The 14076-nt window shown below is 63.2% G+C and carries 11 protein-coding genes; 6 read left to right on the top strand and 5 right to left on the bottom strand.

Annotation, left to right across the window (positions count from 1 at the left end; all coding sequences use genetic code 11):
- Positions 1-48: 48 nt before the first annotated feature.
- Positions 49-750 (top strand): GntR family transcriptional regulator, encoded by a 702-nt coding sequence (locus tag PXK01_RS02415; RefSeq protein ID WP_274858721.1) that lies wholly within the window; start codon positions 49-51, stop codon positions 748-750.
- On the opposite strand, the gene PXK01_RS02410 is transcribed toward PXK01_RS02415, so the two are convergent.
- Complete coding sequence (locus tag PXK01_RS02410) at positions 747-2318, bottom strand: choice-of-anchor L domain-containing protein (protein ID WP_274858720.1); 1572 nt, start codon at positions 2316-2318, stop codon at positions 747-749. The genes PXK01_RS02415 and PXK01_RS02410 overlap by 4 nt on opposite strands.
- A gap of 164 nt (positions 2319-2482) precedes the next feature.
- Here PXK01_RS02410 and PXK01_RS02405 point away from each other — a divergent pair, with 164 nt between their 5' ends.
- Complete coding sequence (locus PXK01_RS02405) at positions 2483-2830, top strand: hypothetical protein (RefSeq protein ID WP_274849346.1); 348 nt, start codon at positions 2483-2485, stop codon at positions 2828-2830.
- A gap of 45 nt (positions 2831-2875) precedes the next feature.
- Here the strand turns inward: PXK01_RS02405 and PXK01_RS02400 are convergent, their stop codons facing one another.
- On the bottom strand, positions 2876-3931 hold the full coding sequence (locus tag PXK01_RS02400) for a transporter substrate-binding domain-containing protein (RefSeq protein ID WP_446728389.1): 1056 nt from the start codon (positions 3929-3931) through the stop codon (positions 2876-2878).
- A gap of 122 nt (positions 3932-4053) precedes the next feature.
- Positions 4054-5625: a Hint domain-containing protein gene (locus PXK01_RS02395; RefSeq protein ID WP_274858719.1), complete on the bottom strand. Its 1572-nt coding sequence runs from the start codon at positions 5623-5625 to the stop codon at positions 4054-4056.
- Positions 5626-5958: 333 nt separating this feature from the next.
- On the opposite strand from PXK01_RS02395, the gene dapE reads away from it, so the two are divergent.
- The 4 genes from dapE to PXK01_RS02375 all read left to right on the top strand — a co-directional run bounded on the left by dapE (position 5959) and on the right by PXK01_RS02375 (position 11542).
- Positions 5959-7104: a succinyl-diaminopimelate desuccinylase gene (dapE, locus tag PXK01_RS02390; protein WP_274858718.1), complete on the top strand. Its 1146-nt coding sequence runs from the start codon at positions 5959-5961 to the stop codon at positions 7102-7104.
- 48 nt (positions 7105-7152) lie between these two features.
- On the top strand, positions 7153-7740 hold the full coding sequence (locus PXK01_RS02385) for a TIGR04282 family arsenosugar biosynthesis glycosyltransferase (protein WP_274858717.1): 588 nt from the start codon (positions 7153-7155) through the stop codon (positions 7738-7740).
- Between the two features lie 51 nt (positions 7741-7791).
- Positions 7792-10074: a ribonuclease R gene (gene rnr, locus PXK01_RS02380; protein ID WP_274849342.1), complete on the top strand. Its 2283-nt coding sequence runs from the start codon at positions 7792-7794 to the stop codon at positions 10072-10074.
- A gap of 133 nt (positions 10075-10207) precedes the next feature.
- The gene (locus PXK01_RS02375) at positions 10208-11542 is read left to right on the top strand and encodes a lytic murein transglycosylase (RefSeq protein ID WP_274849341.1); all 1335 of its coding nucleotides are present in this window, start codon (positions 10208-10210) and stop codon (positions 11540-11542) included.
- A gap of 73 nt (positions 11543-11615) precedes the next feature.
- On the opposite strand, the gene PXK01_RS02370 is transcribed toward PXK01_RS02375, so the two are convergent.
- The gene (locus PXK01_RS02370) at positions 11616-12791 is read right to left on the bottom strand and encodes an ABC transporter permease (RefSeq protein ID WP_274858716.1); all 1176 of its coding nucleotides are present in this window, start codon (positions 12789-12791) and stop codon (positions 11616-11618) included.
- A gap of 5 nt (positions 12792-12796) precedes the next feature.
- Positions 12797-14068 (bottom strand): ABC transporter permease, encoded by a 1272-nt coding sequence (locus tag PXK01_RS02365; protein WP_274849339.1) that lies wholly within the window; start codon positions 14066-14068, stop codon positions 12797-12799.
- Between the last annotated feature and the right edge of the window lie 8 nt (positions 14069-14076).

Below are 14076 nucleotides of genomic sequence, written 5' to 3'. Positions count from 1 at the left end.
GCCGAGAAAGACGTGACACCCTCCCTTCAGCCAGCAACAGGATCGCCGGTGCAGCCAGACAAGAAGACCAATTACAAAGAGGTCCGGGACGAGGTGCTGCGCCGCATTCAGGATCGGATCTGGGACCAAGGCGCCCTGCTGCCCACCGAACAGGAGCTGTCAGAGGAATTCGGCTGCGCCCGCGCAACCGTCAACCGCGCCCTGCGCGAACTGGCCGATCAGGGCATCATCGACCGCAAACGCAAAAGCGGCACGCGGGTGGCCACGGCGCCTGTGAAACAGGCGCGGCTGACGATCAGCATCACCCGCCAGCAGGTGGAGGATATGAACGCCGCCTATCGCTACCGGCTGGTCAGCCGCGAGATCGTCGCGGCGCCGGATTGGCTGTCGGCGCAGATGGGCCTGCCCGCCGGGGCCGAAGTCCTGCATCTCATCTGCATGCATTACGCCGATGGCAGCCCCTATCAGCACGAGGATCGCTGGATCAATATCGCCGCCATTCCCGAAGTCGCGCAGGCGGATTTCACTGAAACCGGACCAAACGAGTGGCTGCTGGCACAGGTGCCCTTCTCAGATGCGGAAATCACCCTGTCCGCGGTCCCTGCTGAGGCCGAGATCGCCGCCTTCCTGGGCGCGCGGGAGGGTGCGCCGCTGTTCCTGATGGAGCGCAGCACCTGGTTTCAGGAGCAACCCGTCACCTATGTGCGGATGCAGTTCCACCCCGGCTACAAGATGCGCACAGGCTCCTAACCTGCCTGCAACAGCAGCTCGGCCTCGTAGCTTTTCAACGCAGGCCGTGCAGAGGGGCCATAGGCGGACCAATCGCCGCCGATCAGGCGCAGGATCTCGGCGCGGGTCTCCGTATCAAAACTATCCGCGGTCTCGGCGCCAGGATGATAGCTTTCACTGAACAGCCCGTTGCCACAGACGATCTCGTGGCGGTCAAACAGCAGGTGGACATAGGTAACCGCAGCGCCATCCATGCGGCGGCGAATAGAGCTGCCGTTGACCAGATCCTTGGCCTTCACCAGCACCTGCGGGGTGCCGAACAGCATCTCGGCACGACCGGAGGCCAGAAATACGCGGTGGCAGGGGGAAAGCTCCACCGTCTCATGCCTGCCCAGCGCCCCGGCCTGCAGCACCACGGGCGCATCCGCGCCCCTGGCCTTGCGCTGACTGCGACCGATCCAGCGCAGAGGCTGGAACCCGTTGTCCCGCGTGCGCACGCGCATCCCCGTCTGCAGCGCCTCCACCGGAACCGATCCCTCCAGGGTATCGATCAACGTGCCGGCCACGAAACAGGGCACCGTTGTCATCTCCACCACGCCGGTGTCGGTGTTCCCCAGATCATCGGCCACCGTGTAGGTGAAGGTGGTGGTTTCAGGATCCTCCACATCCGGCTGCGCCCAGAGCGTGAATGTCCCATCCGCGTTCAGCGTGACCTGTTCACCATTCGCAAGGGTCACGGTGCTGCCCACACCCACCGGCTGACCGTTGATATGGGTGACCGTCAAGGTCGAACCGGGCGTGTGAATATCATTGGCCAATACATCCAACACCTCCGACTCACCCTCGGTCACGGTGAGCTCATCGTCGCCCGCGACCAGGGCGGTCTGGATCGAATCCCCGGCGATCAACAGGTTGGAATCATATTTGTCATCCCCGGCATCCGCGATCCCGATCTTGATCGTGTTGACCTCTCCGGCATTGACCGGCGCGGTCAGCGTCAGGGTGATGGTGAACCCGTCCATCTCCGTGTTGTAGGTATCATCCCGGTGATAGTTGTCGACATAGAGGTTCTCGTTCGACTCGTCATTGATATTGTCGATCGAGATATCGCCGGTGCCGATGGTCATCTCGGCCTTCTCACCGTTGACCCAGACACCGACCACATCGTTGAAGCCCTTGTTGACATATTCGAGATACTCCTCGGAGGAGAACACGAACTGCATCGTCAGGGTCGAGCCTTCGGGGACGAATTCCGCTTCGAAAACAGCCGCATCATAGGTGCGCATCCCCGCCAGGGCCGTGAGATCGGAATCCCCCGCCTCCCCGTGGCGGGTCGTGGTGCGGGAGCTGACATTCACATCGCCGCTGCTGTTGGTCACATCCTCGGCGCGGCCGGTCGACAGGATCACGCCACTGTCCGAAGGGGTCAGCTCAGGGGCCACCGTGTCGCCATCCGTGTAGATGCCCGAGGCACTGGTGGCACCGGTATAGCTGGCGCTGTTGATGGAGATGCCGCTGCCAAACATGGCTTCAGCCATCTGCAATGCGCTGGCAGAGGTATCGATAGGCAATTCAGAGGCGGTGGGCATGACGTCAATCCCAAGCAGGTTCAATCAAAACGGATGATGGTGCCGAAATCTGGAAATCGGTTTGTTCTCGTTTACCTCACGGGGCGTTTAGGATCGGTAAACCGCGCCCCTCCAGGGTGCCAAACCGATTGACCGGCGGGCGCTGCAGGCGTAATGCCGAGGCCATGGAAAAGAAGAAAACCTCCCGCCAGCAGGTCTACACGCTCCTGGTCCAGATCGGACGCAAGGAGGGCGACGGGCTGCCCGATGGCGCCACCGGCGCGGCGCTGATGATCTACGCCTCAGGTGTGGATGAAGCCGAAGCCGTGCGCGAGAGCGTCGCGATCCTGAAACAGGCCGATACGGCGCCGCTTGATGTCACCGGCTATGGCACCCTGGAAGAGCGCGAAGCCGAAGGCCATGAGATCGGTGAGGAAGAGCGCGCCCTGATGCAGCGCGCGCTAGAGGAAAACGCGGTGATCGTGGCGCAGATGACGCCCTTCTTCGATGGCGAGGAAGCGACCATCCACTAGCCCCCATCGGGCCTGAGTGTTTGGGCGCACCAATACCTCAGACGATCAGTTGCCGCCGCCGAACCAGCGTTTGTAGATCTGATCGTAGGTTCCGTCTTCCTGCAGCGCCAACAGGGCCCGGTTCACCTCTTCGGTATGAGGAGAGCCCTGCGGGAACAACAGACCGTAATTCTCACGCAGGAAGGCAGAGCCGATGGTGCGACCGTGGCTCTCTCCCTGATGGCTGACATAGTAGTTCAGCACCGGCGCATCAAAGACCACGGCATCGATCTTTTTGCCCTCGAAGGCGTCGATCAGCTCGTCCAGGCCGGTGTAGCCATAGAAATCGATGTCCCGACGGTCCAGGAACCCGGCAGCGGTGGAGCCGGATATCGTCCCGACATTCTGCCCATAGAGATCGTTGACCGAATTCACCTTGCCGGTGATGGCCTCCACCGTCATGGCGGTGGTGATCTTGGCAACGAAGACGGACACGACGAACAGCGAGGAAATCACCAGCAGAACGCCAAACAGGCGCCCGATGGGGGTGCGCGGCACCCGCTCTTCAAAGCCGCCGTTCACCACCAGATTGAGCGCCCACCAGAAGGAGGGGAACCAGGCCTCGTTCAGGGGGCGGTCGAAATAGGGCTGCGCGCGGCGTTCGAACACCCACATCAGCATGCCGCCGCCAAACAGCACCACAAAGGCAAGACCGATTGCCACCGCCAGATCCCAGGACAACATCGCCCGCCACAGGGACGGCGGGCGCACGTCTTCGGCATGGACCATGATCTGCAGGCCGCTTTCAAACACCGGCTGGCTGAAGTCCATCTCGGTTTCCCGCGCTGCGGTGATCGAGATATTCGCCGCCGCCAGATCCACCTCGCCCTGGCGCACACCGTCCAGCATTTCGGCAAAACTGTCCGTGCGGTTGATCTCGTAGCTCCAGCCAAGGCGATCTGCCAGGGCATCCACCAGTTCGATGGAAAACCCGGTATCCTGTCCGTTTTCGACCATCGAAAACGGCGGACGTGTCACGGTATTGACCGTCAGGGTCTGTGCCCAGATCGCCTGCCCCCACAGCATGAGCAGGATCAACCAGGAATAACGAAGATAGCGCACAGCTGACAGGACCCGCTTATTAAGGAAATCGGAAAAAGTCTTAGGCGCTCCCAAAGCGTCACGCAAGCGTGATTGCCCTGACTTGACCTGACGCCACAGAGAGGGCAACGCTAGGCGACTGGTCAGGCGGCCTGCAGCGCCGTCAACAGGCGTCCTTCGACACCGGTCAGGGTCCGCCGGGCCGCGGGACCGTATCCTGTGCCCGTCTCGGGATCCAGCTCGGGGAACAGGGCGCAGATCTCATCCAGCACCCGACGTTCGAACAGGCTGGGCGTCTCCGGCCCCGGCAGGAAGCTTTCGCTGGGCAGATCTTCCGAATAGATCACCTGGTGGCGATCGAACATCAGGTGGACATAGCACACCTGCGCCTGAGGCACGCGCCGGACGCTGCTGTCGTTAATCAGATCGCGTGCCGCCACCAGGACCTCCGGCTCTCCGAACAACAGTTCGGCGGCAGCGCCCCGTACCAGCACCCGGTGCTGGGGCGAGACCTCAAGATCCCGATGCGCCCCGAACGTGCCCGCAGCGATCCGCACCGGGGCCAGCTCTCCCTGCCCCGCAACCAGGCGCGATCCGGCCCAGCGCACCGGCTGCGGCCCCTCATCGCGGGTCAGGACCAGATCGCCCGGCTGCAGGCTCTCGACCGGTACATCGCCCCCAGGCGTGCGGATCAGGGTGCCCGCGACAAAACAGGGGATCGAGGTTGCATTAACCACGCCGGTGTCAGAGCTCACCCCGTTGTCGACGGTATAGGTAAAGGTGAAATCCTCCACATCGCCGTCCCCGATCAGGGTCAGCGTCCCGTCGGCGTTCAGCTCCACCTCCTGGCCGGTGCTGAGCGTGATGCGCGATCCCGCTGTCACCGCGATCCCGTTCAGATGGGTGATGGTCAGCGTTCCGCCCGCCGCATTCACATCATTGGCCAGCACATCGACGGTCTTGCTGCCATCCGGCAGGACATGGACCAGATCGGTCTTCGCAACCAACCCGGTCTGGATCGAGTCCCCGGCAATCAGCAGGTTGCTGTCATAGGCACTGTCGCCCACATCCGCGATGCCGATCCGGATGGTGTTCACCGCGTCCGGATTGACATTCATGGTCAACGTCATGGTGACCGTCAGCCCGTCCATCTCGGTGTTGTAGGTGTCATTCGTGTTGTCGAGGTACAGGTTCTGATTGTTTGTGGCGCTCACATTGTCCGGCGTCGCGGTGCCGCTGCCCACTTCCAGCTGGACCTGTTCCCCGTTGACCCAGACCGACACCACATCCTGAAAGACTGAGTTCTGATATTCCGGAAATTCCTCGGAGGAGAAGATGAACTGCATCGTCATCACCTCCCCATCCGGGACAAAACTCACATCGAGATAAGAGGCGTCATAGGTGCGCGCGCCCGCAGCTGCGTTGAAATCCGCATTGTCGGTCTCGCCGCTGGTATTGGTCGACTGGTTCGGGCGCTGGTTCGCCTCGCCGCTGGAATTGGTATAGTCATCGGCCCGCCCGGTCGAGAGGATCACCCCCGTGTCGCCCGGCGTCGCCCCCGGCGCCAGGGCATCACCCCCCGAGTAGATCCCCGAAGACCGGCTGTCCCCGGAATAGCTGGCGCTCACCACGGTGACACCGGGGCCAAAGATCTCCTCGGCCATCTCGTCGGCCGAGGCGTTCAGATTGTAGTTCAGCTCTGATGCTGCCACCATGACGGTCCCACCCATACTGCTGCAAGGCACATCTCTCCGGCCCCGGCCGCGCGGATGCGCACCGGGCTTACCCCTCCAAAGAGGGCCCTTCTTGGGAATGAAATGCTGGCTCCGCCCGTCTGCCCGGCGGGTTGCCTGCCTCGTGTTCTTTTTGGTTAACGACTGATTAACACGATTCTTTTTCCGAGTCCCCGCCCCAGTGCGCGGTTCACGAAATGACCTTGGCGGCGCCACATTTTGCCGGGATCTGCCCGATTTGCGCCACGCCGTGATTTGCACGTCGGCAGGATCCGCGCTAGGCCATGATCAGCCGAAATTCCAGGAGCCCGCCCGATGACCCCGACCGATCCCGCACGCCTCTCCGCCGATCTGATCCGCTGCCCCTCGGTCACCCCCGAGGAAGGCGGCGCGCTGGAGCTTCTGGAACGGACATTGAGCGCGGCAGGCTTTGACTGCGCCCGCGCCGACCGTAACGGCACCCCGAACCTCTTTGCCCGCTGGGGCGCCAAGGGACACGCCCGCACATTCGGTTTCAACGGTCACACCGATGTGGTGCCCGTGGGCGATGCGGCAGCCTGGAGCACCGATCCTTTCGGCGCCGAGGAAAAGGACGGCATCCTCTATGGCCGGGGCGCCACGGATATGAAATCGGGGGTGGCAGCCTTTGCCGCCGCCGCCATCGATTTCGTGAAAGAGACCCCGCCCGATGGCGCCGTGATCCTGACCATCACCGGCGACGAGGAAGGCGATGCCACGGATGGCACCACGGCGCTGCTCGACTATATGGAGGATCAGGGTGAAGCCATGTCCGTCTGCCTGGTGGGAGAACCCACCTGCCCCAACACCATGGGCGAGATGATCAAGATCGGGCGGCGCGGATCGCTGTCGGCCTGGTTCACCGTCACTGGCAAGCAGGGCCATTCCGCCTATCCGCATCGGGCCAACAACCCGCTGATTGCCATGGCGCGGCTGATGGATCGCCTTGCCAGCCACGAGCTGGACCAGGGCACCGAACATTTCGACGCCTCCACCCTGGCCGTGGTCACCATCGACACCGGCAACCCGGCAACCAATGTGATCCCGGCACAAAGCCGCGCCACGGTGAACATCCGCTTCAACGACGCCCACAGCGGCGCCAGCCTGAGTGACTGGCTGCGTGCGGAAGCCGACAAGATCGAGGCTGAGTTCGGCACCTCGGTCGACATGAAGGTGAAGATCTCGGGCGAAAGCTTCATCACGCCCCCCGGTGCCCTGTCGGATCTGGTTTCAAAGGCCGTTGAGGCGGAAACCGGTATCACACCCGAACTGTCCACCACCGGCGGCACCTCGGATGCGCGTTTTGTCAAAAGCCACTGCCCGGTGGTGGAGTTCGGCCTGGTGGGCAAGACCATGCACCAGGTGGATGAATGCGTCGAGATCGCGCAGATCCATCAGCTCAAGGCGATCTACTCCCGTATCCTGAAGGACTATTTCGCCTGAACCGGAGGTCTTGGTGATCCTGGGGCAGCACATGGTGAAGGAAGATTCATGAGGCGCCCAACCCTTGTCATCATGATCAAGGAACCGCGCCCCGGACGGGTCAAGACTCGGCTGGCGCAGGGCCTCGGCATCATCCCGGCAACCTGGTGGTTTCGCCACCAATCGGCGCGGCTGATCCGCAGCTTGCGCAATCCCCGCTGGCAGATCGTTCTGGCGGTTGCCCCGGATCGCGCCGTCACATCGCCCATGTTTCCTATCGATCTGCCCCGCCTGCCCCAAGGCGGTGGAGACTTGGGACAGCGCATGAAACGGATGCTCCAAAATGCCGCGCCCCACGGCCCTGTGTGCCTTATCGGAGCCGACATTCCCGGTATCACTCGCGCCCATATCGCCCGCGCTTTTTCCGCCCTTGGCCCCCATGATGCCGTGTTCGGCCCCGCCACCGATGGCGGCTATTGGCTGGTGGGCGCTCGCCACCCGGCCCGCCTGCCACGCGACCTGTTTCAGGGCGTGCGCTGGTCCAGTGAACATGCGCTGGCCGATTCTCTTGCCACCCTGCCCGGCTGGCGCATTGCACGCACGGACACCCTGCAGGACATCGACACGGTAGAAGATCTGCGCCGCAGCGGGGCCTGAGCCATGATTTTTCACGATGACCTTGCCCGCGCGCCGTGATACGCGGGATTCATGACCCGTATCCCCTCCAAGGCCGAAATCCTCGACTGGATTTCCGCCCACCCGACCCAGACATCGAAACGCGACATTGCCAAGGCCTTTGGCATCAAGGGGGCTGACCGGATCGACCTCAAGCGCGTGCTGAAGGAGCTGGAGGAAGAGGGGCACCTGCAAAAGCGCAAGAAAACCTACAGCGATCCCGACCAACTGCCCCCCGTCACCATCCTGACGGTAAAACGTCCCAGCCGCGACGGCGATCTTTATGGCCGCCCGCTGGAGTGGCACGGGGAAGGAATCGAGCCGGTCATCCTGCTGGTCCTGCGCGCCTCGGATCCTGCCTTAGGTGAAGGGGACCGGATCCTTGCGCGTCTGACTGCGGTGAAGGGTGAAGACCACAATTACGAGGGCCGCCTGATCCGCCGCATCGGCACCAACCCCAAGCGCGTGCTGGGCGTCTTTCGCACCGGGGCCGAGGGCGGCCGCATCGTGCCCATCGACAAGAGCGCCTCGACCGAGTGGATGGTCCCGACGGATGCCACCAATGGTGCCAAGGACGGCGAGCTGGTCGAGGCCGAACAGGCCGGACCTAAGGCGCGCATGGGCCTGCCCCGCGCCCGCATCGTGGAACGCCTCGGCGATCCTTCCGCGCCCAAGGCCGTGTCGCTGATCGCCATCCACCAGCACGGCATTCCCGATCAGTTCCCCGATCAGGTCATGGCAGAGGCAGACGCCGCCAAACCCATCGGCCTCAAAGGGCGCGAGGATCTGCGCGATCTGCCGCTGATCACCATCGACCCCGTCGATGCCCGCGACCGGGACGATGCCTGTTTTGCCGAGGCGGACACCGATCCCAAGAACTCCGGCGGCCATGTGATCTGGGTCGCCATTGCCGATGTGGCGGCCTATGTGCATCCCGGCTCAGCACTGGACCGCGAGGCGCGCAAGCGCGGCAACTCCAGCTACTTCCCCGACCGCGTTGTGCCGATGCTGCCGGACCGTCTATCGGGCGATCTCTGCTCGCTGCATGAAAACGTGCCACGCGCCAGCGTGGTCGTGCGCATGCAGGTAGATGCGGAGGGCAACAAGATCGGCCATCGCTTCATGCGGGCGCTGATCAACTCCAGCGCGGCACTCAGCTACCAGGAGGTGCAGGACGCCATGGATGGGCGCCCCAGCGACAAGACCGCGCCCCTGCTGGACGATGTGATCAAGCCGCTTTACGCCGCCTATCGCGCCCTGACCAAGGCCCGCGCAGCGCGGCAACCGCTGGATCTGGACCTGCCCGAACGGCGCATCATTCTGGATGACGATGGTCACGTGGTCTCGGTCAATTTCCGTGACCGGCTTGAGGCGCACCGGCTGATCGAGGAATTCATGGTGCTCGCCAATGTGGCCGCCGCCGAAACCCTGATCCAGAAGCGCACGCCGCTGGTTTTCCGCGTGCACGAGGAACCGGCGCCGGACAAGCTCGATGCCTTGCGCGAAACCGCCCAGGCGGCCGGGCTTTCCCTGGCCAAGGGGCAAGTTCTGCAGACCCGGCATCTCAATGCGCTGCTGAACGCTGCGGCGGGAACGGATGATGCAGAGCTGATCAACATCTCCACCCTGCGGTCAATGCAGCAGGCCTATTACAACCCCGAGAACTTTGGCCACTTCGGCCTTGCGCTGCGCAACTATGCGCATTTCACCTCTCCCATCCGCCGCTATGCGGACCTGATCGTGCACCGCGCGCTGATCACCGCCCATGGCTGGGGGCCGGACAAGGGCAAGGATGGCCTCAGACCCGACGAGATCGAGCGACTGGACGATACCGCCACCCATATCTCGGAAACCGAGCGCCGCTCGATGATCGCCGAGCGCGACACCACCGACCGCTACCTGGCCGCCTATCTGTCGGAACGGGTGGGCAATGAATTCACCGGCCGGATCAGTGGCATGGCCCGCTTTGGCGCCTTCGTGAAACTGGATGAGACCGGCGCCGACGGGCTGGTGCCGGTGCGCACCATCGGGCGCGAGTTCTTCCACTTCGATGCCGAGGCCGGAACCCTGATGGGCGCCGATACCGGCTTTACCCTGGCCATCGGCCAGCGCGTCACCGTGCGCCTGACCCAGGCCGCGCCCGTGACTGGCGGGTTGGAACTGGAGCTGCTGTCGGTGGAGGATGCAACGGTGCCAACCGGCGGCGGGCGTGGGCGACGCAGCCCGGCGGGGCGCACCGTCAAACGCAAGGCCGCCAAATCAAAGCACAAGGCCGCCAAGACCAAGCGCAAGGTGGAGCGCAAGCGCCGGAAGTGATCCCGCATCCATGGCGCCCTGGCACCGGCGAGGCATCGCCTGTCGCAAACCCGGAATGAGACTGCGCCCTTTTGCCAGTGCCCGGCAAAGGCTACATTCACCTTGAGCAGTACACACACAAGGTAGATGTCACATGCGGATCTGGATGACGGCGGCAGCCCTTGCCGCGACCGGAACACTGGCTGGCGCGACCGCGCCCGATCACTCCCTGCGCCCCACAGGTCGGCCGATGGCACAGGATCAGACCGGGGTTCAACTGGCGGCGGCGACCTCGCTGCGCCCTGTGGCGCGCCCCGGAGAAGTTGCGCCTGTGATCGATGGGCCCGAAGAGGTGCAGCCCGTCGCCTCCAACAGCGCCTTTCAGGCCTGGATCAACGGCTTTCGCAAACGGGCCCTGGCGCAGGGGATCACCACGGCCACCTTCAACCGCGCCTTTCGCGGAGTGGAATACGACAATGAGGTCATCCGCCGCGACCGAAACCAATCGGAGTTCACCAAGACGCTGCAGGATTACCTTGGCAGCGCGGTCTCGGACACCCGCGTCAAGAACGGCAAGAAGGCCCTACGCGAGCAGCGCCGCCGCCTGAAACAGATCGAGGCCACTTATGGGGTCGACAAGGAAGTGGTGGTCGCCGTCTGGGGCATGGAAAGCAACTATGGCAACAACCGTGGCTCCATGGACGTGATCCAGTCTCTGGCGACACTGGCCTATGACGGGCGGCGCGGAAAGTTCTTTGAAAAGCAGCTGATCGCCGCGCTGAAGATCCTGCAGTCGGGCGATGTGCCGCCGCGCAAGATGACCGGCAGCTGGGCGGGCGCCATGGGGCACACCCAGTTCATTCCGACCTCCTACCTGGCTTACGCGGTGGATTTCACCGGCGATGGCAAGCGCGACATCTGGTCGGACAACCCCTCGGATGCGCTGGCCTCCACTGCCGCCTACCTGAAACGCTTTGGTTGGGTCAAAGGGCAGCCCTGGGGCGTAGAGGTGAAACTTCCGCGCGGGTTCAACTACGGGCTGGTGGGTCGGTCAATCAAGAAATCCCCCGCCGAATGGGCCAAGCTGGGGGTGACTGGCGTGGATGGCCGCGCGGTGCCCAACTATGGCTCCGGCGCGCTCCTGCTGCCTGTCGGCGGCAATGGTCCGGCCTTCATGGTCTTCAAGAACTTCTCGGTGATCGAACGCTACAACGCCGCCGATGCCTATGTGATCGGCGTCGGGCACCTGTCGGACCGCATCAAGGGCGGCGGTGAGTTCCAGGCGAAATGGCCGGGCGGGGATCGCTCCCTCACCTTCCGCGAACGCAAGGAGCTGCAGCGCAGGCTGACCCGCGCCGGGTTCGACACCGGCGGTGTCGATGGCAAGATCGGCCCAAAATCGCTGGAGGCCATCCGCGCTTATCAAAGCTCCAAGGGGCTGGTGCCGGATGGGTTTGCCTCGTTCAAACTGCTGAAACGGCTGCGGTAATCCGCAATCTTTCCAACGAAAAGGCCCCGTGCATCGCGCCGGGGCCTTTCTGTTTTGAAATGATCCGGTCCGATCAGCCGGGGCTCATGCCGCGCAGCCGTTCAGAGCGGCGGCGCAGCAGCTCCAGCACCGTCAGCAGGGCAATCGAGATCGCCACCAGGATCGTGGCCACCGCCAGGATGGTGGGCGAGATCTGCTCGCGCAGGCCGGTGAACATCTGCCAGGGCAGCGTCTTCTGGCCGGCGGAACCGACGAAGAGCACCACCACCACCTCGTCAAAGGAGGTGATGAAGGCGAAAAGGCCGCCCGAGATCACGCCGGGCAGGATCAGCGGCATCTGCACCCGGAAGAAGGTGGTGACGGGATCCGCGCCCATATTCGCCGCTGCCCGCGTCAGCGAGCGGTCAAAGCCCACCAAGGTTGCGGTCACGGTGATGATGACGAAGGGAATGCCCAGCGCCGCATGGGCCAGGACGACACCGAAATAGGTCCCCTGCAGGCCGATGCGGCTGTAGAAGAAATACATGCCCGCAGCCGAGATGATCAGCGGCACGATCATCGGCGAGATCAGGATCGCCATGATCGCCCGGCGGAACGGAACATGCGGCTGGCTGAGGCCAATCGCGGCCAGGGTGCCAAAGCTCACCGACAGGATCGTCGCCATGGGGGCGATCTTCACCGAGTTCCACAGCGCCTGCTGCCAGTCGTCATTGGTGAAGAAGTCCTCGTAGTGTTTCAGCGAATAGCCCGCCGGGTCAAACCGCAGCATTTCCGGCGTGAAGGTGAAGAAATCCTCGGCGTTGAAGCTGAGCGGCATCACCACCAGGATCGGGGTGATCAGGAAGACGAAGATCGCACCGCAGATCACCCGGAAGGCATAGTGCCACAGCACCTGCCCCGGCGTGAGGTAGGGCGCCAGGTGCTGACGATAGCGCGAGGTCGCAAGCCAGAAGATGAACCAGCCCGCGAACCAGCCGAACAGGCCGCCCAGAACAGCAGCCGGAAGCCCGCCTAGGAAATAGCCAAGGACCAGGAACAGCGCGAAGGTGGCCCAGCGCAGGGGCTTTTCCTTGTCGGTCATGCCCGCAAAGACAAAACCAAGAACGCCCAGCAGCGCCGCGCCGATCAGGATGCCGATCAGCCCGGTGGCCTGCGCCGTGCCCACGAAAAGTCCAAAGAAGGCTCCGGCACCGGCTGCAACGGCAGCGGTGAAACCGGGGGTTTGGTTGGTGACAGGTGTCAGTGCCATGTTGCTTATCCCAGTTTCACGTTGTCGATGCCGACGATCTTGTCATAGGCCCAGTAAAGGATCAGGACGACCACCAGCAGGATCGCGCCCAGCGCCGCCGCCAGACCCCAGTTGAGCGAGGACGAGATGTGATAGGCGATCCGGTTGGAGATGAAGACACCCTTGGTGCCGCCGACGATCTCGGGCGTGATGTAGTAGCCGATGGCGAGGATGAAGACGAGGATCGACCCCGCACCGATGCCCGGCACCGACTGCGGGAAATAGACCCGCCAGAAGGCCGTCCAGTTGGTTGCTCCCAGCGATTTCGCCGCGCGCAGGTAGGATGGGTTGATCGTCTGCATCACCGAATACATCGGCAGGATCATGAAGGGCAGCAGGATATGGGTCATCGCCACGATGGTGCCGAACTGGTTGTTGATCATCACCAGACGCGCATCATCCGCCACCAGCCCCAGCCACACGAGAACATCGTTGATCACCCCCTGCTGCTGCAGCATCACCTTCCAGGCGGAGGTCCGGACCAGTAGCGAGGTCCAGAAGGGCAGCAGAACCAGGATCATCAACAAGTTGGCCGATCGCGCCGGCAGGTTCGCCAGGATCCAGGCCACCGGGTAGCCCAGCACGATGCAGGAGAAGGTGATCACCAGAGACATGAACATGGTGCGTTGGAACAGAGTGATATAGATCTGCTGATTCTCGGGCCGCGCCTCGGCGCCGTCCACGCCCTTCTGCATGTCGATGGAATTCAGGAAATAGCCGTTGGTGTACTTGGGGCTATAGGTCTGGATGGTGCGCCAGACTTCGGGGTCGGCCCAATCCTTGTCGATCTTGACGAATTTCTCTTTGAAGGGCGCATCCTCGGCGATGTCCCATTTCTTGACCTTGCGGCCAGACTTGCGGAACAGCGAGGAAATCCCGGTCATTTCATAGTTCAGGCGGGTGCCAAGCCGGGTATGGGTCTTGGCCTCGACCGCCACGATCAGATCGGCAGCCAACGCCGCATAGACCGCCTCGTCCGGGGCCTCGCCGCTGTTTGCGTCCCAGCCCTGCAGGGCGACAACGGTCTTTGGCAGCGTGTCGGCGACGATCCGGTTCTCGACCGAGCGGAACAGCATATCCGCAATCGGGAGAATGAAGGTCAGAAGGATGAACAGCAAAAGCGGCGCGACCAACATCAACGCACGCAGTTTCTGCATTCTCAGGGCGCGGGCCAGGCTACGCTTCAACGGCGTGCCGTCAGCCGCCAGCACCGGGCCGGATTGGGTGGTGTCGCTCATATCTATCC

This window comes from Phaeobacter sp. PT47_59, from assembly GCF_028890025.1.
Taxonomy (GTDB): domain Bacteria; phylum Pseudomonadota; class Alphaproteobacteria; order Rhodobacterales; family Rhodobacteraceae; genus Phycobacter.
Note: the sequence above shows the minus strand (reverse complement) of the source record. Positions and strands in the feature narration are given on the sequence as shown.